This is a genomic window from Faecalicatena orotica (assembly GCF_905197545.1).
Lineage (GTDB): Bacteria > Bacillota > Clostridia > Lachnospirales > Lachnospiraceae > Faecalicatena_A > Faecalicatena_A orotica.
In genome coordinates, this window is the sequence record NZ_CAJJZH010000009.1 from 105,818 (window position 1) to 127,944 (window position 22,127).

The 22,127-nt window shown below is 47.3% G+C and carries 13 protein-coding genes; all 13 read left to right on the forward strand.

The features are described 5' to 3' along the window. Window positions 1–11 precede the first annotated feature (11 nt). The 13 genes from ABIN22_RS18165 to ABIN22_RS18225 all read left to right on the forward strand — a co-directional run bounded on the left by ABIN22_RS18165 (window position 12) and on the right by ABIN22_RS18225 (window position 22,046). Window positions 12–956 carry an L-lactate dehydrogenase gene (locus tag ABIN22_RS18165; protein WP_346910350.1) on the forward strand — a complete coding sequence of 315 codons (945 nt, stop codon included), beginning with the start codon at window positions 12–14 and terminating at the stop codon, window positions 954–956. Between the two features lie 239 nt (window positions 957–1,195). Continuing rightward, window positions 1,196–2,005, forward strand: a complete 810-nt coding sequence (locus ABIN22_RS18170; RefSeq protein ID WP_109729815.1) for a M15 family metallopeptidase — start codon at window positions 1,196–1,198, stop codon at window positions 2,003–2,005. 83 nt (window positions 2,006–2,088) lie between these two features. Next, window positions 2,089–3,903, forward strand: coding sequence for an ABC-F family ATP-binding cassette domain-containing protein (locus ABIN22_RS18175; RefSeq protein ID WP_109729225.1), 1,815 nt, complete (start codon window positions 2,089–2,091; stop codon window positions 3,901–3,903). 226 nt (window positions 3,904–4,129) lie between these two features. Beyond that, complete coding sequence (locus ABIN22_RS18180; protein WP_109729226.1) at window positions 4,130–5,050, forward strand: sugar phosphate nucleotidyltransferase; 921 nt, start codon at window positions 4,130–4,132, stop codon at window positions 5,048–5,050. Window positions 5,051–5,117: 67 nt separating this feature from the next. Further along, window positions 5,118–6,152 carry a UDP-glucose 4-epimerase GalE gene (gene galE, locus ABIN22_RS18185; RefSeq protein ID WP_109729227.1) on the forward strand — a complete coding sequence of 345 codons (1,035 nt, stop codon included), beginning with the start codon at window positions 5,118–5,120 and terminating at the stop codon, window positions 6,150–6,152. A 15-nt stretch (window positions 6,153–6,167) separates the two neighbouring features. Beyond that, a complete protein-coding gene (locus ABIN22_RS18190; RefSeq protein WP_346910354.1) occupies window positions 6,168–13,541 on the forward strand; it encodes a non-ribosomal peptide synthetase in 7,374 nt (2,457 codons plus the stop codon). After that, window positions 13,538–15,355: an ATP-binding protein gene (locus tag ABIN22_RS18195; protein ID WP_118618604.1), complete on the forward strand. Its 1,818-nt coding sequence runs from the start codon at window positions 13,538–13,540 to the stop codon at window positions 15,353–15,355. Before ABIN22_RS18190 ends, ABIN22_RS18195 begins: the two co-directional genes overlap by 4 nt. 5 nt (window positions 15,356–15,360) lie before the next feature. Further along, window positions 15,361–16,941, forward strand: coding sequence for an HD domain-containing phosphohydrolase (locus ABIN22_RS18200; protein ID WP_346910356.1), 1,581 nt, complete (start codon window positions 15,361–15,363; stop codon window positions 16,939–16,941). After that, on the forward strand, window positions 16,919–18,550 hold the full coding sequence (locus tag ABIN22_RS18205) for an AMP-binding protein (protein WP_346910358.1): 1,632 nt from the start codon (window positions 16,919–16,921) through the stop codon (window positions 18,548–18,550). The genes ABIN22_RS18200 and ABIN22_RS18205 overlap by 23 nt, the downstream gene beginning before the upstream one ends. Next, on the forward strand, window positions 18,547–18,792 hold the full coding sequence (locus tag ABIN22_RS18210) for an acyl carrier protein (RefSeq protein WP_243099235.1): 246 nt from the start codon (window positions 18,547–18,549) through the stop codon (window positions 18,790–18,792). Before ABIN22_RS18205 ends, ABIN22_RS18210 begins: the two co-directional genes overlap by 4 nt. Window positions 18,793–18,900: 108 nt before the next feature. Further along, window positions 18,901–19,401, forward strand: a complete 501-nt coding sequence (ilvN, locus tag ABIN22_RS18215; protein WP_109729232.1) for an acetolactate synthase small subunit — start codon at window positions 18,901–18,903, stop codon at window positions 19,399–19,401. 157 nt (window positions 19,402–19,558) lie between these two features. Next, window positions 19,559–20,578, forward strand: coding sequence for a ketol-acid reductoisomerase (gene ilvC / locus ABIN22_RS18220; RefSeq protein WP_109729233.1), 1,020 nt, complete (start codon window positions 19,559–19,561; stop codon window positions 20,576–20,578). Window positions 20,579–20,672: 94 nt separating this feature from the next. Continuing rightward, on the forward strand, window positions 20,673–22,046 hold the full coding sequence (locus ABIN22_RS18225) for an MATE family efflux transporter (RefSeq protein ID WP_346910361.1): 1,374 nt from the start codon (window positions 20,673–20,675) through the stop codon (window positions 22,044–22,046). The last annotated feature ends 81 nt before the right edge of the window (window positions 22,047–22,127 follow it).

Genomic DNA, 22,127 nt, shown 5'->3' on the forward strand with positions numbered 1-22,127 from the left:
GAGATTATGAGATGAATATTCAGAAATGCGGAATTATCGGATGCGGCGGTGTGGGTGCCACAACCGCCTATACACTGGTCGAGAGCGGTCTTTTTAATGAAATGGTCCTGATTGATATTGACAAACGAAAGGCGGAGGGGGAAGCGCTGGATATCGGGCACGGAATTCCTTTTACTGTACCTTCGGACATCTACGCAGGGGATTACTCAGATTTGAAGGATGCCTATCTGGTCGTTGTCACAGCAGGGGCGAACCAGATGCCGGGAGAGACAAGGCTCGATATTTCGGCAAAGAATGCGAAAGTATTCCGCCAGATCATTCCGGAGATTGTAAAATACAATTCTGAATGTATTCTTTTAATTGTTACAAATCCGGTGGATGTCCTTACAAGCCTTGCACTGAAACTTTCGGGATTTCCGGCAGGACGTGTGATTGGGAGTGGGACGGTACTGGATACGGCGAGGCTGAAATATCTTCTGGGAAAGAAGTTTAATCTGGATTACCGGAATATACATGCATGGATGATCGGTGAGCACGGCGACAGCGAGCTGGCTGCATGGAGCAGTGCGACTGTGGCAGGACTCCCTGTGGATGAATACTGCCGCCAGCACGGGAGAACAAGGGACAGTCTCCAGTTGAATGAGATTTATGAGGAAGTCAGAGACAGTGCATATGAGATTATAGATCGAAAAGGTTCCACATTCTATGCGGTTGCGATGGCCGTAAAACGAATCGCACAGGCACTTGTCAGGGATGAGCATTCCATTTTGACTGTATCAAGCCTTGCCCAGGGACATTATGGAATCAACCATGTCTGCATTGGCCTGCCGACCGTGCTCGGCGTTAACGGGGCAGAAGACATCATAGAAATCCCCCTGAATGCACAGGAGAGGGAGAAACTGAAAGAGTCTGCGGCAGCCCTGAGTAAGATTTATCATGAGGTGCAGGACATTTAAAGTATAGTCTGGAAGAGGAATCCTATTTTATTAAAAAAGAATGAAAATTGTAAAATAGTGTCGACTTCTCAAATTTATCTGGTAAAATAAATATGCTAATACGATGATATAAGCTTTAGAGAAATGTGAATGACATAGAACGGGAATTGTTATGGGAAAGGAGCTCTATGCAGGAAGATTTTTATTCAGAGGCAGAGGACCCTGCTTTATATAAAAGTGAAATGAAGAGAAGGCACTGGATGGCAAGGAGAAGAAGGCAGCGGCGTATCAGGATCCTTGTATTTACAGGCAGTATTGTCCTTATGGGTACGGTTCTGTTCGCACAGAAATATACCGCATCTGAACATCAGGTGGTACGTGCGGAGAAAAAGCAGAAAGTGGTAGAGACATCAGCCGATATTGATAATTCACAGAAGAAAGTATCTGCAAATGATAAGGAAGGTGTGAATTCAGATACTGCGGAATATGAGATAGATGCATCTGCATGGAATCTGATCCTTGTAAATAGCAGCCATCTTGTTCCGGATGGGTATTCCGTGGAGCTGACAGAATTAACAGATGGTGAAGCCGTGGATTCGAGGATTTATGATGACCTGAAGGCAATGCTGGATGCAGCCGAAGGCGAAGGGCTGTCCCCGGTTATATGTTCCTCATACAGGTCACTGGAAAAGCAGACCACATTATTTGAGGAGCAGGTCAGCATGAACATGTCAAATGGCGCTTCCAGAGAAGAGGCAGAGAAACAGGCGGCGGTATGGGTGGCCCCTCCCGGTACGAGTGAACACCAGCTGGGACTGGCCCTTGACATTGTGTCGAGTTCCTACCAAGGGCTCGACGAGGCACAGGAAGAGACTGCTGAACAGAAGTGGCTGATGAAGCATTGCGCGGAGTACGGCTTTATACTCCGTTATCCCACTGATAAAAGTGATATCACGGGGATTGGCTACGAACCGTGGCATTACAGATATGTCGGGAAAAAGGCGGCCAAAGAAATCATGAAGCAGGGAATCTGCCTTGAAGAATATCTGGGTGCAGCGAAATCAAATTGATGAAGTAGAATTAAGCTCCGGCAAGTTGACGTTTTTAGGAAAATCCCTTATGATAGAAAGGTCGAAAAGGGAGGAATATTCTTATGAATGTTTTAAATATAGAGCATATCAGTAAAATTTACGGAGAAAAAGTCATCTTTGATGATGTTTCCTGCGGAATCCATGAGGGAGATAAGATCGGGATCATCGGAATTAACGGGACCGGCAAGACCACCTTACTGAGAATCATAGCCGGGCTGGAAGAACCAGATGACGGGCAGGTGGTCAGGCAGAATGGGATGAAAGCCGGTTATCTGCCGCAGAACCAGAAATTCCCGGAGGAGGCATCTGTTTTATCTTATGTGCTTGCAGGACAGAAGCAGGATGTTTGGAATGTAGAGAGTGATGCGAAAAGTATATTGAACCATCTGGGACTTACTGACCATGAGGCAGTCATGGGGCATTTATCCGGCGGCCAGAAGAAGAGGGCGGCGCTCGCAAAGGTTCTGGTAGAACCTGCGGACGTCCTGATTCTGGACGAGCCGACCAATCATCTGGACGAAGACATGATAAACTGGCTGGAGGACTATCTGAAGAGGTACAGGGGCGTCGTCCTGATGGTGACCCATGACAGATATTTTCTGGATAAAGTGACGAATAAGATTCTGGAGATCAGCTATGGGAAGCTCTATGCCTATGAAGCAAACTATTCAAGGTTCCTTGAGATGAAGGCACAGCGGGAAGAGATGGAGCAGGCGAGCGAAAGAAAGCGCCAGAGCGTCCTGAGGATGGAGCTCGAGTGGGCAGCCAGAGGCTGCCGGGCGAGGAGCACTAAGCAGCGGGCCAGACTGGAACGACTGGAAGCACTGAAAAACGGTAATGCCCCGGTCCAGCCCCAGCTGGTAGAGATGGATTCCGTCGAAACACGCATGGGCAAAAAGACGATAGAGCTTCACCATGTGAGTAAGAGTTATGGAAGCAGAATCATGGTAAAAGATTTTGACTATATCGTTTTGAGGAACCAGCGCCTTGGTATCGTAGGCCCCAACGGCTGCGGAAAGTCAACCCTGATTAAGATGATTGCCGGAATACTCCAGCCGGATTCCGGAAGTATAGAAATCGGTGAGACGGTAAAGATCGGTTATTTCGCCCAGGAAGTACCGGATATGAATACAAGCCAGAGAGTCATTGATTATGTACGCGATATTGCGGAATATATTCCGACCAGACAGGGCAGGATTACCGCTTCGCAAATGCTGGAACGGTTTTTGTTTACCCCTGATATGCAGTATTCCCCTATTGAAAAGCTTTCGGGAGGGGAGAAGAAGCGGCTGTATCTGCTCGGAATCCTTCAGGCAGGGCCGAACTGCCTGCTGATAGATGAGTGCAATGATCTTGATATTCCTACGCTGACGATTTTCGAAGATTATTTGAACAGCTTTCCGGGAATCGTAATCACAGTTTCACATGACAGGTATTTCCTTGATAATGTTGTGGACAGGGTTTTTGCGTTTGAGGGGGATGGCCGGCTTGTGCAGTACGAAGGCGGCTACACGGATTACATAGAGGCAAGGCAGCGAAATGCTGCATCTGGTGCGGCAACGGCCGGGCCAGTGGATGCTCCTGAAGAAAAGAAGAGCAGCAGGGACTGGAAGCAGAACAGCCCGGTAAAGCTGAAGTTCTCATATAAAGAGCAGAAAGAATATGAAACAATCGATGAGACGATTGCCGCACTCGAAGAGAAAATAGAATCTCTGGAGGACGAAGTTCTTAAAAATGCCACAAATTCAGCAAAATTAAATGAGCTGCTTGAGAAAAAAGAACTGGCAGAAAAGGAACTGGAAGAGAAAATGGAACGCTGGGTCTATCTGAATGATCTTGCGGAAAAAATTGAGGCACAGAAAACAGGCGGAAATTAGAATAAAAAACAGGCGGAGTGAACCGCCTGTTTTTGTTTATCAAGTGGCCTAAGCGGCACTTATATGATATAATAATTTAGTACATTGACCCCAGGAATATTAAGATGTATAATAGTCATGTGATTTTAAAAACGAAAATGAAGTAAAAAAATCGAAAGATGTGACTATATTAAATTCGTATGTGATTATACGGGGTCGTAATCAAATCGGAAAGAGGTGTTTGGATATGAAAAAACCAGTATTAGTGATTATGGCTGCGGGAATGGGCAGCCGTTATGGCGGCTTGAAGCAGATTGATCCTGTAGATGAAGAAGGGCATATCATCATGGATTTTTCCATTTATGATGCCAGACGGGCAGGGTTTGAGAAGGTTGTTTTTATTATTAAGGAAGAGTTTGACGAAGAATTCCGCTCCAGCATAGGAGATAGAATCAGCGAATTCATGGAAGTGGATTATGTATATCAAAAGCTTGAAGATCTGCCAGAAGGATTTTCTGTTCCGGAAGGCCGTGTGAAGCCATTTGGTACAGGTCATGCCATCTTAAGCTGCCGGAATGTTGTGGACGGACCTTTTGCGGTTATCAATGCGGACGACTACTATGGAGTGCATGCATTAAAGGAAATATACAATTATCTTTCACAGAATGAAGATGATGACAAATACAGGTATGCTATGGTCGGATATCACCTGATTAAGACGATGACAGAGAACGGTTCTGTGTCACGCGGTGTCTGTGAGACTGATGAAGCGGGGTATCTGACAGGAATTACAGAACGTACGCAGATAGAAAAGACAAAGGATGGCGCGGCATTTACAGAAGACGGCGGTAAGAGCTGGACGAAGATTGACCCGGAATGTATTGTATCTTTGAACATGTTTGGCTTTACTGCAAGCATGATCAAGGAGCTCCAGATGCGTTTTCCAAAGTTCCTTGAAAAGAATCTGAAGGAGAATCCGCTGAAATGCGAATATTTCCTCCCGACGGTTGTAGGCGAACTCATTGAAGAAGGAAAGGCAACCGTGAAAGTACTGGAGTCAAAAGACAGATGGTACGGTATTACCTATAAGGAAGATAAGCAGAGCGTTGTGGATGCTGTTGCCGGGATGAAAGAAAACGGTACATATCCGATGCATCTCTGGAAATAAGGAATCAGCAGGATAGAGGCGCAGCAGGCGCCGGTAACAGGACATCAGTAGAGAAAGGAAGTAAATCATGGCAATTTTAGTAGCAGGCGGAGCAGGATATATAGGGAGTCATACATGTGTGGAACTGTTGGAGAGAGGATATGAGGTTGTCGTAGTGGACAATCTGTATAATTCAAGCGAGACGGCACTGGAAAGAGTCCAGAATATCACAGGCAGGACTCTCAAGTTCTATAAAGGGGACATTCTGAACAGGGAAGATCTGGACCCGGTTTTTGAAAAGGAAGATATTGAAGCTGTCATCAACTTTGCGGGACTGAAGGCGGTCGGGGAATCCGTGGAGAAGCCCTGGGAGTACTATCACAATAACATTACCGGGACGTTAATCCTATGCGATGTGATGAGGAAGCATGGCTGTAAGAACATTATTTTCAGTTCATCCGCGACAGTTTATGGGGATCCTGCAGAGATTCCAATTACTGAAAACTGCCCGAAGGGAGAAATCACAAACCCATATGGACGGACGAAAGGGATGCTGGAGCAGATTCTGACAGATCTGCATACCGGAGATCCTGAGTGGAATGTGATGCTCCTTCGTTATTTTAACCCGATTGGGGCACATAAATCGGGGCTGATTGGAGAAGATCCGAAAGGAATCCCGAATAACCTTGTACCTTATATCGCACAGGTTGCAGTCGGGAAATTGAACTGTCTGGGGGTATTCGGGGATGATTATGACACACCGGACGGCACAGGGGTGCGTGACTATATCCATGTAGTTGATCTGGCTGTCGGGCATGTCAAGGCAATTGAAAAGCTAAAGACCAGCAAAGGCGTCCACATTTATAACCTTGGAACAGGAGTTGGATACAGCGTGCTGGATGTGGTAAAGGCCTACGAGAAGGCATGTGGCAGGGAAATACCATATCAGATCAAGCCGCGCCGTGCGGGAGACATTGCCACCTGCTACTGTGATGCCTCAAAAGCAAAAGAAGAACTCGGCTGGACGGCCGAAAGAGGAATCGAGGAAATGTGTGAGGATTCCTGGAGATGGCAGTCCATGAACCCGGACGGTTACAGAACTGCCGGCCAGACAGAAAAGTAAATAGGAGAAAGCAAAATGTACGGAGAAGATAAATTGTCAGATATGAACTGCCTGCCATTATCCTCCAGCCAGATGAATATCTGGAACCTGGAAATGGCACACCCGGGACTCCCCATGAACAACATATGTACAGCACTGAAAATAGAAGGGAATCTAAATCTGGAGTATCTTCAGACGTGCATGGAACTTGCGTTCCGGGCATTTCCGTCTCTTCGCACAAGAATCACAGTGAGGGACGGAAAGCCCGGACAATATATTACAGAGGAACTGCCGGGAAGGACAGCTTTATTCGATTTCACGGAAACGGATGAGGAAGGGCTTACGACCTGGTTCCATTCTGTTGCCAGAGAGCATTTTATGCTCGAGGACCATTCCCTGTGTGAGATGTTATTATTTAAGACATCTGAGAGCAGTGGCGGGATCCTTACAAGAGTACACCACATCATCGCCGATGCATGGTCTCACGCATTGGTTACCAATCATATCATTCATAATTATTTCCGGCTCCTTAGCGGTCTTAAGCCTGATCATGAGGCTGTCCCGTTTTATGAGGAGCATATCATAAATGAACAAAATTATTTACAATCCAGAGCCTTTGAGAAAGATAAAAGGTACTGGAAAGAGGCTTTGAAAAATATTTCACCGGGACTGGCAAAAGAGTACCAGTGTGCTCTCGTAAGCCCTGTCGGTTATCGTAAATCATACCGGTTATCCAATCGCCTGAACCGTCTGATTGGCAGTTTTTGTGAGAAAGAGAAGGTTTCTCCGTTTGCGGTCTTTTACATGGGTCTGGCGATTTACTTAAGGCGCATGAAAGGGCAGGAGAGATTCTGCATCGGTGTGCCGACAATCAACAGACTCAATTACAGGGAAAAGCAGGCCGGCGGGATGTTTGTCAATACACTGCCGTTTGTAAATGAACTTGATATTTCGATGTCATGGAACCAGTTTAATGAAAAGCTTCAGTCTGACTGGTTTTCCTTATTGTGCCATCAAAGAATCCCGTTTGAATATATAAAAAAACTGGCTCAGGAAGGCGGCCACGAAGGAAACGAGCCTTTGTTCCACATTGTGCTGTCCTATCAGAACGGTAAGATGGACCATTTAAGAGGGGCCCGTGTTTTTCTGGAAGGCCGGTGGCTGTACAGTGGTTACCAGAGCGAAGCGCTGTGCATTCATTTAAGCAGCCGCGACGGAGAAAACCAGTTTACGGTAGATTATGATTATCTGACACAGATTTTCAGTGAACAGGAAATAGAGAAGCTCCATGAAACGCTTTCACGCATCCTAAAAGAAGCCCTCCGGGAACCGGACAAGCCGATATCCTGCCTCTCCCTGCTTGGCGAGGAGACCGAGGAAAGGGTCATCTTTGATTTTAACCAGACGGATACATGGTATGAACGTGAAAAATGTATTGCACAAAAGCTGGATGAGATGATGCAGCTGTATCCGGACCGGGCAGCCGTTATATTTGAAGGAAAAAGAATATCATATAAAGAGCTGGGAAGACAGGCGGGAATCATTTCCGAAAGAATCAGGGAGATAACAGGGGATGAACAAGGAACGGTTGCATTGCTGATGGAACGCAGTGACCGTTTGTTTGCCGCGCTTACAGGTATCATATTTTCAGGTAACAGCTGGCTTTTTATAGATACAGAGCTGCCATCCATGAGGAAAGAGGAATTGCTGGCAGACAGCCATGCGCTGTTTGTCATTACTGATGACAGTCAGGCACTGGATGGGGAAGACGCCCGAAAAGAAATGTTATGGGGGCAGGACACTGCAGTACATGTCCTGGAGTTTACCGCGCTTATTTCTGGAAAGGACAGCCCGGTTTCCACTGATCCCATTGTATTATCACAACCGGATGATCTGGCATATCTGGTTTATACATCCGGCAGCACAGGTCTTCCGAAGGCGGTAGAAGTGGAACAGCACAGTGTTGTGAATCTGGCCGCAGCCATGCAGCCACTATATCCAAAGGGCGCGGTCCTTTCGATCTGTAATGTAGGATTCGATGCCTTTCTGCTGGAAAGTGTGTCCGCACTTTTAAACGGAAAGACGATCGTTATGGCTTCCGGTCAGGAAATGAATCATCCCCGGAAGATCGGCAGGCTGATTCTGAATTATGATGCTGGGTTTATGGCGCTGACGCCGTCCAGGTTATCCGCTTATATGGCAGAGGAAGAATTTAGAAAAGCACTGTCTCATCTGGAAACGATCATATGCGGAGGAGAGAGTTTTCCTCTGCAGCTTTACAGAACTCTTTCAGGCCTTACATCAGCGGTGGTATACAACCAGTATGGACCTTCCGAGGCGACAGTGGCAGTCAGCCATGCAGCAGTAAACGGCAGGGAATCCGTCAATATCGGTGCCCCCCTGCAGAACTGCAGGATCTATATACTGGATGAATATATGAACCCGCTGCCGCCCGGTTCAGCCGGTGAGATTTATATCGGAGGTGAATGTCTGGCAAGAGGGTATCATAGCCGGGAGAAACTGACAAAGGAGAGTTTCCTTGCGGACCCGTTTATAAAGGGGGCGCGGATATACCGCACCGGTGATTATGGGAAATGGTCGGAAGACGGGAGAATCTTTTATCTGGGAAGGAAAGACGATCAGGTAAAACTGCTTGGACACAGAATTGAGCTTTCCGAGATAGAATCCGTGCTCATGCTCCATCCCGGAGTCCGGACGGCGGCAGTGACGGTATCAGAAGGGATGCTGACTGCGTATTTTGCGGGAGATGAAGAACTGACAGAGGAAGCACTACTTACCTACGCCGCAAATTACCTGCCGCGGTATCTGATACCGGCTGCAGCGGTAAGGGTAGAAAAACTGCCGCTTACCACAAATGGAAAAGTCGATTTCAGACTGCTGGAAAAACCGGTTATTACAAATGAGCAGGTACATCCTGCCGATGAAGTAGAAGAAGTTCTTCTCGATATCTGGAAACGGGTACTTAAGCGGGAAGAACTGGGAGTACAATCGGATTACTTCCGGTCAGGCGGCGATTCCCTGAATGCGGTGCTGATGCTTCTGGAGGTAGAAAAAGAATTTTCAAGGAGTATATCGGTTACAGAATTATATGGTTGTTCCACACTGAGAAGACTCGGCAACCTGATCCGGGGGAAGGCGGTTGAAAGTGGGAACCGGAAAGCAGGCATAAAGAAGGCTCAAGAGCAGGCATTTTATCCGTTGACGCCTTCTCAGGAAAGTTTTTATGTTCTCCAGCAGCTGGATGAGACAAAGATCAGCTATAATATGCCGATGGCCTTCCGACTTGGTACATGGCTGGATTTCCCGAGACTGGAACAGGCTTTCCGCAAAATGGCAGAACAGGATCCGGTACTTAGGACTGTTTTTATGATTGAAAGCGGACAGGTGACGGCCAGAGTGCTCCCCCAGAGTGACTTCCGGATGGAATGGATGGAAGCGGCCGGATTTGAAGAGGCCATGCATCATTTTGTGCGCCCGTTTGACCTGGAGAAGGGACCTTTGTTCCGGGCGGCAATGGTTAAGCTCCCGGAAAATGAGCCGGGGCTTCTTCTGGATATGCATCACATTATCTCTGACGGAATCAGCATGCAGATTCTGCTTCACAGGCTCGACCTGTACTACCGGGGCGGCGAAGTAAAAGTACCGGAACTTACATATGCCGATTATGCATGGTGGGTGAAGGAAAATTCCGGTCAGGGGAGGGATTCCGGCAGGAAATTCTGGATGGAACAGATGAGGAACTCCCTGCCGGAGAAAACACTTCCCCTTGACCGGCCAAGACCGCCAGTGTTTGACGGAAAGGGGGCGGAGCACTGCTTTGTTCTTCCGGAAGCCTTAAGCGGCAGCATAAAAGAATTCTGCGAGGAGCATGAGGTGACACCGTTCATTCTTCTTTTGTCAGTTTACGGCCTTCTGGTCAGCCGGTATTCAGGATCAGAAAAGGTAGTGGCCGGAACCCCTGTTTCCGGGCGGCATGAACAGAACATGGGGGAAATGACAGGTGTTTTTGTACATACACTTCCTGTGTTCATCCATGCGGACCCGGAGCTGACTTTTGAAACGTATCTGCATAATGTCCGTCATACAGTGTCCGGAATGCTGGATCATCAGGAAATTTCGCTGGAAGAGCTGACCGGGCTTTCCGGTGCAGAGAGATCAAGAGATAGAAATACACTGTTTGACATTCTGTTTACCATGACTCCTTTGCAGAAGGAGGATGTTACTATTGGGGGTGCAGACCTTATTTACATGCCTTATGATACACATGCAGTCAAGATGGACCTGAATCTGGAAGTGACTTACATGAAGGGCGGGTACCGTTTCCGTTTCGAGTATGCGAAGAGTCTGTTCGACGAGGTAACCATTGCTTTTTATGGAAGATGCTGTGTGCAGGGACTCAAAGAGGTGCTGAAACATCCTGAAAAGAGGCTGGGCGTCATAGAGATGCTGGATGCGGCGGACAGAATCCGCCTTCTGGAGCAGCCGAGGAGAATCCGCACGCCCTATGATGCGGCACCCGTGGACTGCCTGTTGGACGAAACAGCCGCAGCCAACCCGGATAGAATAGCGGTACAGTGGGGCGATGGGCAGTTTGACACGTTCGGAACATTAAAGGAAAAAAGCGATCTACTTGCCACTGTTTTGGAAAACAAAGGGATTACAGCAGGGGACAAGGTCGCCTTCCTGACGAAACGGACGGGGCTGATGCCAGTCCTTATGTTCGGCATTTTGAAAGCCGGGGCAGCCTATGTGCCGGTAGACCCGGCTTTTCCGAAAGAGCGGATCAGGTACATGCTTGAGCAGGCGGGGGTCCGGATGGCCGTTTACGGGCAGGAGGAACTCGTTCTGGATGGGATGCCCTGTGAGGCACTGGTCTGGGATGAGGAGGAGCTGCTCCGTTTAAAGGGAGATTCAGTGTTTCACAGGAAGCACCAGTCATCCGATGCGGCAAATGTGATCTTTACATCCGGTACAACAGGAAAGCCGAAGGGGGTTGTCATGCTTCACAAGGCGCTGTCGAATCTGTCAGCGCATCTGGAACCACTGCTTGGTACGTGGGATGAAAAAATCCTCTGTGCATCCAACTGTGTATTTGACGTGTTTACAACAGAAACAATTCTGGCGCTGGGGAAGGGGTATCCGGTCAGTATTGCGGATGAAGAAGAAATGCTGCTCCCGTGGAAGATGGCAGAGCGGATCAGGAGGGACCGGGTAACGATCCTCCAGCTGACTCCGTCCAGACTGCAGATGTGTCTGGGTGATGAAAGCTTTTGTGCGAGCCTGAGCGGCATACACAGGATTATCCTTCTCGGTGAGCCGTGGGGGATGGAGCTTAAAAGGAGGCTGAAGGACCTCACAGATGCCAGAATCTTCAATATCTACGGCCCGACGGAAACGTCTGTCCATAACTGCCAGGGAGATATTACGGATGAGGACAGCATCCATATAGGAAAGCCTATCGGAAACTGCCGCTACTACCTGCTGGATGAAAAAGGAAAGCCGCTGCCGCCGACTGCGGTGGGGGAAATATATATAGCCGGGGAATGCCTGTCAGCCGGTTATATTGGCCAGCCGGAACTGACAGAGGAGGTATTTGTGCCGGACTGTTACTCAAAAGAAGAGAAGATGTACCGCACCGGAGATCTCGGCAGACTCAGGGCGGATGGAAACTGGCAGTGTCTGGGGCGTGTTGACACACAACTGAAGCTGAATGGACACAGAATTGAACCCCTGGAAATTGCAGAAGTTATGCAGCAGTCAGGGATGGTGAAAGAGGCTGCAGTTGTTCCCGTGCTAAGGGACGGGATTCCAGAGTATTTAAGAGGTGCTGCGGTAGCGGCCCCCGGTTATCAGGAAGGGGCACTCAGAGAATTTCTGTTAGAAAGACTCCCAGATTATATGATTCCTTCTGAAATCCTGACATTTACAGAAATGCCGAGAACGGCAAGCGGTAAAATGGATTTGAAGAAACTTGCACTGCCGGATATAAAATCTGCTGCAGAAGCAGGAGAAAGAGAAATGAGTGAAATCACTGCATTGTGGCGGGAAGTGCTCGGAAAAGACCCCGACCCGGAAGTTTCTTTTTTTGAGCAGGGAGGAACATCTCTTATGGCTATCCTGATTCTGAACAGGTATCATCAGAAACAGTACGATTTCAGCATCAATGATTTTTATCATTATCCGACACTTGATGCTCAGGAAAAGCTTTTATCTGGCAAAAAGCGGGATGGGGAGCAGAAAACGGCACAGGAGCAGACAGTGACGCCGGAAATCCCACGTAAATCAGCGGGGGTGGATGAATGTATCTGTTCACTGGGAGCCATACTCCTGACCGGTGCATCCGGATATCTGGGAAGTTATATTCTAAAAAAACTGCTGGAGTATGGTGGTGAGAAAGTATACTGCCTGGTCAGAGGGAACGGGGAACGGTTGAAAGAGGTTCTGGATACATATTTTGATTCCGGTTTTTATGAGAAGTACGCGGGGCGCATTGAAATTGCCACTGGTGACATAACAAAGGAAGGGTTCGGGCTGCCACAGGATATCTATGACAAAATGGTACAGGAAGTGACACGCGTATTCCACTGTGCGGCGGATGTCAGGCACTATGCGCCGCCGGAGGAGCTGAACCGTACAAATATAGAGGGGACCGCGGAGGTACTGCATTTTGTGAAAAAGGCAGGTGCGGCAATGATGCACATGTCGACTGTCAGTGTGGCCGGAAACAGGCTTCGGGAGGAACCGGGCCGGACATATGCCTTTCATGAAGAAGATCTGGATGCCGGGCAGAACTGGCAGGATAATCCTTATGTCAAGAGCAAACTCCTTGCAGAAAAGCTGGTAGATGATGCCGTGAAAGAAGGAGCGCATGCAAGAATATTCAGGATCGGAAGGCTGGCGGCTAATTCTTATAATGGAAAATTCCAGAAGAACCCACAGTCAAATGCATATTACCGGCTGATCAAAGGCATTCTGGAACTGGGAATGATGCCGGAGGCCCTCTATCATCAGCCGATCGAGCTGACACCTGTCAATCAGGCCGCGGAGGCCGTGGTCAGATTAAGTGGTTCAACAGGCGGAACATACCACATATACTGCCCGTACGAGACTGAGATCGGACCGCTTGCCAAAGCCTGTGCACCAATAGAGCGAGTGTCTGCCGATGACTTTGAGCATATGCTTGAGAAACGTATGACAGAGTCTGATTCACCATATATACAGGCACTGGCACAGGTGTGGTATGAAGGAAAAACAGACGGGAGTATGGTGCAGCTTCGTCAGGACAAGACACTAAAAAAATTGGCGGAACTGGATTTCTGGTGGCAGAAACCAGATATTGATAAACAAAAGATGTGTTTTTTACAGGAAGGAAGTGAGGGAAAGGTATGACAATTGTCGGCCACATATTGGATGTATCTGCTGCGGTTCTTGCATTTTTTATAGTCAGCTGCTTTTTGAAGGGCAGACTCAGTGCAGTGCAGAAATTGTACCTGTCTTCGGCGGCCTTCCTGCTCGTCTGGCTGGTGGCGATCATCGGTATGGAGCATACGAAAAAGGTGGGCATCTGGCAGGTGCTGGATGCCATTACATGTGCATGTTCTGCACTGCTTATTATGACAATACTGATGATCTCGCTTATTTTTACAAAAAATCTTGTGAAAGTACCGCGGAATTACTGGCTGCTGTATCTGCTGCCGGCCCTGTCATCCCTGATTGTATTTACAAATCCGCTGCACCACCTGTTCTATCGCAGGTTTTCCATCTATGCCTCTGAGGTGCGTTTTGGACCTCTGTTTATTATTTCAGGGCTGCAGTATTATATTTATTCCCTGTTTGTCCTTATAATCATGATACGTTTCGGTTTAAAAAGCCGTGTGAGGAGGGTGTGGGGGCAGGTTGGCCTGTTTATCGGCGGGCTTCTGGTTCCGCTTTTCACCAACTTGCTGGCAACACTGAAGGTGGTGAATCTGCCAATATCGGCAACACCGCTTGCCTTTCTGGTCACGATTATATGCCACGGGATCGCGGTCTATTATTTTAATTTCCTTAATATCAAGCCGGCGGCGCTGGAAAATATGGTGGACAATATTTCGGAAGGATATGCAATCCTGTCTGCGGACAGCTGCATCATTTACAGCAATACGGCTTTTGAGGAGATATTCGGGGATAAGTACCATATGAGGATTAACAGCTACCTGAACAGGATTGTGGAAGAACTGGAGGACCGGAAAAAGGATGTCATCTATAATCTGCTCAATTTTTTTGATGTATGTAAGCAGTCGGTTAATATTATATCTTATGAGCAGGCCATCCTCTGTGAGGAAGGAAAATTTTATTATTCTGTAGAACTAACCCCGATTCTGGTCAAACACAGGCTGGCAGGGGTACTGGCCATGTTCAGGGACGTGACAAAATTAAAGGAAGAGATGCGCAGGAAACAGCAGAACCTGAGCCGGGCAATGGAGCGGGAACGGCTGATCTCCCTCGGCCAGATGATCGGAAGTATTTCACATAACCTGAAGACTCCTATTATGGCCGTGTCTGGTGATGTGGCGCTTCTGGAAGATCTGGTAAGAGAATATAAGGATAGTATCGGAGATCAGGATGTGACCGTAGAGGACCATAAGGAGATTGCGGATGAAATGTCCGGCTGGCTTCAAAGAATCAAAGAATGCTGTGCTTATATGTCCGATATTATTACTACGGTAAAAGGAATGGCAGCAAATCTGAGCACGTCTTCGGAAGGTGAATTTACCATTGACGAGCTGATAAAGAGAGTCCAGATGTTTTTAAAGGGAAAACTGGGAAAGAACGGCTGCCGGCTCATCGTTTCGAACGAGCTGCCCGAGGGGAATGTAATACACGGGGATATCAATAATATGGTCCAGGTAATTAATAACCTGATTGATAATGCCTGTGATGCGATGGAAGGAAGAGGCGGGGAAATAAAGCTGAGAGCCTTTCGGACAGAACACAGCATCTGTATGATGGTAAGGGACCAGGGGTGCGGTATTCCGAATGATGTGAAGGAGAAACTTTTCCGATCCATGTATACGACAAAAGGAACGAAGGGTACGGGACTGGGACTGTACAGCTCGGCGGAAATCATCCGGGCAAGATTTGGAGGAAAAATATGGGTTGAGGACAATGAGGACGGCGGGGCAAGCTTTTTTGTCGAGCTTCCTGATGAGGAGAGAGGATAGGAAACATGCGTAAGAATAGAGCTGGAAAAGAAAAAAATGGATTTAAAATGTTTATTCTTGATGATGACAGGAATATCCTGGAGGCTTTGGGGGCTAATTTCCGGACAAAGGGCTATGAGGTGGTGACACAGGAGAACCCACTGGAAGCGCTGAGGCAGATGGAAGAAGAGCATTATGATATTCTAATTCTGGATTTTATTATGACACCGGTCTGTGGGGACGAAGTGGTGGCGAGGCTCAGGAAATTCGATCAGAGAATCTATGTGATCATGCTGACGGGCCACAAGGAACTGGCACCGCCCCTTAATACGATCCGGGAGTTGGAAATTCAGGGATATTGTGAAAAAAGCAGCAGGTATGACCAGTTGGAACTGCTTGTGGAAAGCTGTGTAAAATGTATCCGCCATATTAATACCATTTACCGCTACCAGGATGGATTGTCCAGCATTCTGACAGCAATCCCGCATCTGCACCAGATGCTCCCGGTGGATGAACTGTGCAGACAGGTCCTGACTGAATTAAAGGAACTGACAAGATCTCAGGACTGCTTTGTATGGGTGAAACCGGACAGCATACTGACTGATATTGATACAGCTGAGCTGCCTGCGGATATTTACCGGGGGGCCGGAAAATATGAGATGTCTTTTTTCGAATTTGAAAGAGAAAATTATCCTGAAGTGGTGGGGGTAATCAGACAGAGTCTGAATGAACGCAGAATTATTTTTCAGGATGAAAAACATGTACTGCTGGTACCGCTTCTTGGAAAAAATGAGATGATACTTGGTGTGCTCGGGGCGGAGATGGAAGAACGTCCTGATATCACGATGGAGGCTCTGCTTTCGGTTTATGCGGAACAGGTTACAACTGCGCTTCACAATGCACTGTTGAAAATCCTGCTGAACGCAAATAATGTCAGACTTTCGAGCATGAATAAAAGACTGCGGGACAGTTTTATGCAGACAGTAGAGGCGCTGCGTCTTCTGGTGGATGCGAAGGATCTGTATACGAGGGGGCATTCCGACAGAGTATCATTTTACGGGGTGGAACTTGCAAAGAAAGTATCTGACGACAAAGTGTTTATTAACAGAGTCCGTATCGCCGGGCTTTTGCATGATGTCGGGAAGATTGGAGTATCTGATGCTATTTTAAGCAAACCGGACCGGCTGACGGAAAACGAATTTGCGGAAATAAAGAAGCATCCGGGAATCGGGGCAAATATTCTGGCCTGCATGGACATGTTTAATGCAATCGGTGATATCGTTTGTGCCCACCACGAGCGTTTCGACGGGACCGGTTATCCGAAAAAGCGGATGGGGGAAGGAATTCCGAAGGAGGCAAGGATCATATCGATTGCAGATGCCTTTGATGCAATGATGTCAGACAGGCATTACAGAAAGAGGCTTTCTTTTGATCAGGCGGTGGTACAGCTCAGGACAGGGAAAGGCAGTCAGTTTGACCCATGCCTTGTGGATGCATTTTTAGAAGTGTTGGAAGATTACGATACGATATGTGGGGAACTGCAGTGGACTTATGAAGAAAATAACAAAGGGAGATATGCGGATTATGGAACAGAAGACATTATATAGAGATGTAAAAGTATATGAAACCCTTCCGGAATGTCTGTTGGAGGTAAAGGACCTCTATACAGAAAAGAAAGCTATTACTATGTTCGGAAGAGACCGGGAAGAGCTGAGTGTTACATACGGGGAATTCGTTAAAGACGTGCAGGGCGCCGCATATATGATGGCACAGAGAAAAATGGCCGGAAAGCATATCGGGATTGTAGGGGAAAACTCCTATGAATGGATCGTTGCATTCTGTGCTGCCGGCTGCATCGGTTCCGTTGGAGTTCCGATTGATGTTGAGCAGCCGGAGAATGAAATTGTAAATCTGGCTGATTTTGCAGACGCTTCCTTTGTTATTGCCCAGAAGGAGTTCCTGCCGGCATTCGATGGCTGGAAGAATGGATTCGCCATTCCGATGGAGAGTGATTTCGTGCAGATGATCCGGGAAGGGCGTGATGCTGTATCGGCGGCAGGAATCCGGGATTTTAGCTTTGGGAAAAAGGTGGAGAAAGAGACGCCGCTTGCGATCGTCTACACATCGGGTACGACGAGTGTGTCCAAAGCGGTAGTCTTAAGCCATTACAACATGATGTATGATGCCTGCTGCTGTCAGGCTTCCGTAAAGCTGGAAGACCGGATGTTCAACCCGCTCCCGCTTTACCATACCTATTCGCTGGGCTGTGGCATACTGAACATACTTGCCCACGGCCAGAATATCTGTATCAACGGCAATCTGAAGACTTTGTTCCGCGATATTAAGTTATATAGCCCGGAAATTATCATGGCAGTGCCGCTTGTTCTGGAAAACCTCTTAAAAGAGATACACCGTGTGCAGGAAAAACTGGGGATCCGGGAACAGACAGAACAGGCCGTGGAAAGGTTCCGTAAGAGTGTATTTCTGAAAAAACCGGTCCTTGTAAACGGGATGAAAGAAATCATGGGGGATTCTCTCAAAACAATCTGTTGCGGAGGCGCGCATTTGAACGAAAAGATAGCGGAGGAATACACAGCCTATGGCATCGACCTGCTTCAGGGATACGGGATTACAGAGTGCAGTCCGCTGATCAGCAATAGTATACGCGGACAAAACAGAATCAACTCTGTAGGACTTCTGCTTCCGGGAATCGAAATGAAGATTGCAGACGGGGAGATTCTTGTGAAAGGCCCCTGCGTGTTTAAAGAATACTATAAAAATCCCGGAATTACGGAGGAGAGTTTTACGGACGGCTGGTTCCATACCGGAGATATCGGCTATCTGGACAGGAAAGGATTCCTGTTCATCTGCGGAAGAAAAAAGAATCTGATCGTGTTTAACAACGGAAAAAAAGTCGTGCCTGAGGAACTGGAAGCCTATATCCACCAGATTCCTCTTGTAAAGGAAGTCATGGTATATGGAGAAAGTACGGGAAATGCGCCGGACGAAGTGAGACTGTCCGCACTGATCTGTGTAGATATGAGTAAAACGGATGAGACGGACAACTACAAAATTTTGGAAAATATTCAGGAGGAGATTACAAGACTGAACAGCAGACTGCCTGTCTACAAAAGGATCCAGTCTGTGAAACTCTCAGAGTCAGAGTTTCAGAAAACGTCTATGCAGAAAATCCAGAGAAGGAAGGTGAGCCTATGACAGAGGAGGAAATGCTGCACATCGTAGAAGAAATTGTAGATGAGGTGACAGGCGTACAGCACCTGACGATGGATACAGAGTTTGTGAAGGACCTGGCGCTGAATTCAATGGATGTAGCAAACCTTGTATGTGCATTTGAAGAAAAATTTCAGGCGGAGATACCGATGAAGGATGTCCGCAACCTTATGGTAGTGAGAGATGTTATTCAGTATATGAAGAAATGGGAAGCAGATAAAAAATAAGAAATTCTGAAAAGCTCTTGACAAAGAAAATGGAACTTGATATGATTAAAAAACAGAACGCACTCTGTTTTTGCATTTCTGAAGTTGTTTAAGAAAGTAGGGAAGCATATGAGAAGACAGGTTTATTCATTGCTGGTTGATAACAATCCAGGTGTACTGAGCCGGATTGCGGGTCTTTTCAGCAGAAGAGGCTACAGCATTGACAGTATCACTGCAGGCATGACTGCAGATCCAAGATTTACAAGAATCACTGTAGTGGCAAGCGGAGATGAGCTGATCCTTTCCCAGATTGAGAAGCAGGTCCGCAAGCTGGAGGATGTCATTGAAATCAAAGTCCTCAAAGACGGGGAATCCGTTTACCGGGAGCTGATTATGGTGAAGATCCGTGCCAACGCTGCACAGCGTCCGGAAGTAATCTCTATCGCAGATATCTTCAGGGCCAAGATTGTAGATGTCGAGAAGGAGTCCATGATCATCGAACTGACAGGGAACCAGTCCAAGCTGGAAGCATTTTTGAATCTTCTGGACGGATATGAGATTCTGGAACTGGCAAGAACAGGAATCACCGGTCTGGCGAGAGGCATCAAGGACGTCACATTCATCGACTGAGTATGGCCGGTACCGTGGAAAAGTGCAGGTAAGACTACCGGAAGCTAGAGGCAGAGCGCCTTTAACTCATAAATCTATTGGGCAGGGGATGTTCAATACAAAGTAATGTATCATCAGACAAAAGCTCTGATGAAAAAGAATTAGGAGGAAGATTAAAATGGCAGCAAAAATTTATTATCAGGAAGATTGTAACCTTTCCATGTTAGAAGGCAAGACAATCGCAGTTATTGGTTACGGAAGCCAGGGACACGCACATGCTTTGAACTTAAAAGAATCAGGATGCAGCGTTATCATCGGTCTTTATGAGGGCAGCAAGTCATGGAAGAAAGCAGAAGAACAGGGATTCGAGGTATTTACGGCAGCAGAGGCTGCTAAGAAAGCAGATATCATCATGATTCTGATCAACGATGAGAAACAGGCTGCAATGTACAAAAAAGACATTGAGCCAAATCTGGAAGAAGGCAATATGCTGATGTTCGCACACGGCTTTGCAATCCACTTCGGACAGATCGTACCGCCTCCGTATGTAGACGTTACTATGATCGCGCCTAAGGGACCGGGACACACTGTAAGAAGTGAGTACCAGGCAGGAAAGGGTGTTCCTTGTCTTGTAGCTGTACAGCAGGATGCATCAGGAAAGGCTCTTGATAAGGCACTGGCATATGCACTCGGAATCGGTGGGGCAAGAGCAGGTGTATTAGAGACAACATTCAGAACAGAGACAGAGACAGACCTTTTCGGAGAGCAGGCAGTTCTTTGCGGTGGTGTATGTGCACTGATGCAGGCAGGATTCGAGACTCTGGTAGAAGCAGGATATGATCCGAGAAATGCTTACTTTGAATGTATCCATGAGATGAAGCTGATTGTTGACCTGATCTATCAGTCAGGATTCTCAGGAATGAGATATTCTATCTCTAACACAGCTGAGTATGGTGATTACATAACAGGACCTAAGATCATTACAGACGAGACTAAGAAGAACATGAAGAAGATCTTAAGCGACATTCAGGACGGTACATTTGCAAAAGACTTCCTGCTTGATATGTCAGAAGCAGGCGGCCAGGCTCACTTCAGAGCGATGAGAAAGCTTGCAGCTGAGCATCCGGCGGAGAAAGTCGGCGAGGAAGTAAGAAAGCTTTACAGCTGGAGTGATGAAGATAAGCTGATCAATAACTAATCTTTTCAGGAATGACGGGAGATTAGAAAAATACGTGGAACCCCGGCGCCTTATGACAGGCGCTGGGGTTTCCTTGCATGAAAGAGTGGTTTATGTGACAGAAAAAAATGATTTCAGCCAGGGCAGTATTGCCGGTAATATTTTGGGGCTCGCACTCCCTATGACGCTGGCACAGCTGATTAATGTACTCTACAGCATTGTAGACAGAATCTACATTGGTCATATCCCCCATACATCCGCAGAGGCTCTGACAGGCATCGGGCTGACTCTCCCGATTATTACGGTCATCACGGCTTTTGCAAATTTGTTCGGCATGGGCGGGGCACCTCTGTGCTCCATTGCAAGAGGCGCCCATGAGGAAAAGAAGGCAAAGAAAGTCATGGGAAATTCTTTTTCCATGCTGCTTCTTACGGGTGTAGTACTGATGTTTCTCTGCCTTGTATTCAAGAAGCCGCTTCTCTACCTGTTCGGGGCAAGTAATGTGACCTTCCCGTATGCGGATTCTTATATCACAATCTATCTGTTCGGAACGATATTTGTCATGATCAGTCTGGGCATGAATAATTTTATCAATGCACAGGGATTCGGCAGGATGGGGATGCTGACGGTCATTCTCGGAGCTGTAACGAATATCATTCTGGACCCGCTTTTGATCTTTGTTTTTCATATGGGGGTCAGGGGAGCTGCAATTGCAACGGTTATTTCGCAGGGACTCTCTGCCGTCTGGGTTCTGAAATTCCTGACAGGGGAAAAGGCGATACTGACACTGGACCGCAGTTCTATGCGGCTGAGTAAGTCTCTTGTGAAAGAAATAACCGCACTGGGAACTTCTGGTTTCGTAATGTCCGTGACGAACGGCGCCGTCCAGATTGTCTGCAATGCGACCCTGTCCCGGTACGGGGGAGACTTATATGTGGGGATTATGACGGTCATCAATTCTGTGAGGGAGATCATCACTATGCCTGTGACTGGCCTGACATCCGGTGCACAGCCGGTGATTAGTTACAATTACGGGGCAGGCTGTTATGACAGAGTAAAAAAGGCGATCAAATTCATGTCAGGGAGCTGTATCATATTTACCTGCCTGATGTGGGCTGTCCTTTTCTTTGCACCGTCATTCTTTCTGGGCCTGTTTACAAGTGAACCGGAACTGATTCAGGCTGGTGTGCCTGCAATGAGGATCTATTTCTGCGGTATCTTTATGATGGCGCTGCAGTTTTCCGGACAGTCGACCTATGTGGCACTGAATCGTGCCAGGCAGGCTGTTTTCTTTTCTCTGTTTAGAAAAGTGATTATAGTCATCCCTTTGACGCTCTTATTTCCAATGATCAATGGGATGGGGACCGCAGGCGTATTCTGGGCTGAGCCGGTATCGAATGCGATCGGGGGGACTGCCAGCTTTGTCACGATGCTGATTACAGTCTGGCCGGCGCTGAAAGATGTGAAGGACCCGAAAAAAATAATTTAACTGCACTTTTCTTCCTGTATATGGTAAAATAAGATTAGTAAGATTTGAGGAAAAGCTTTTTGTTTTTACCAGAAGGGAGAT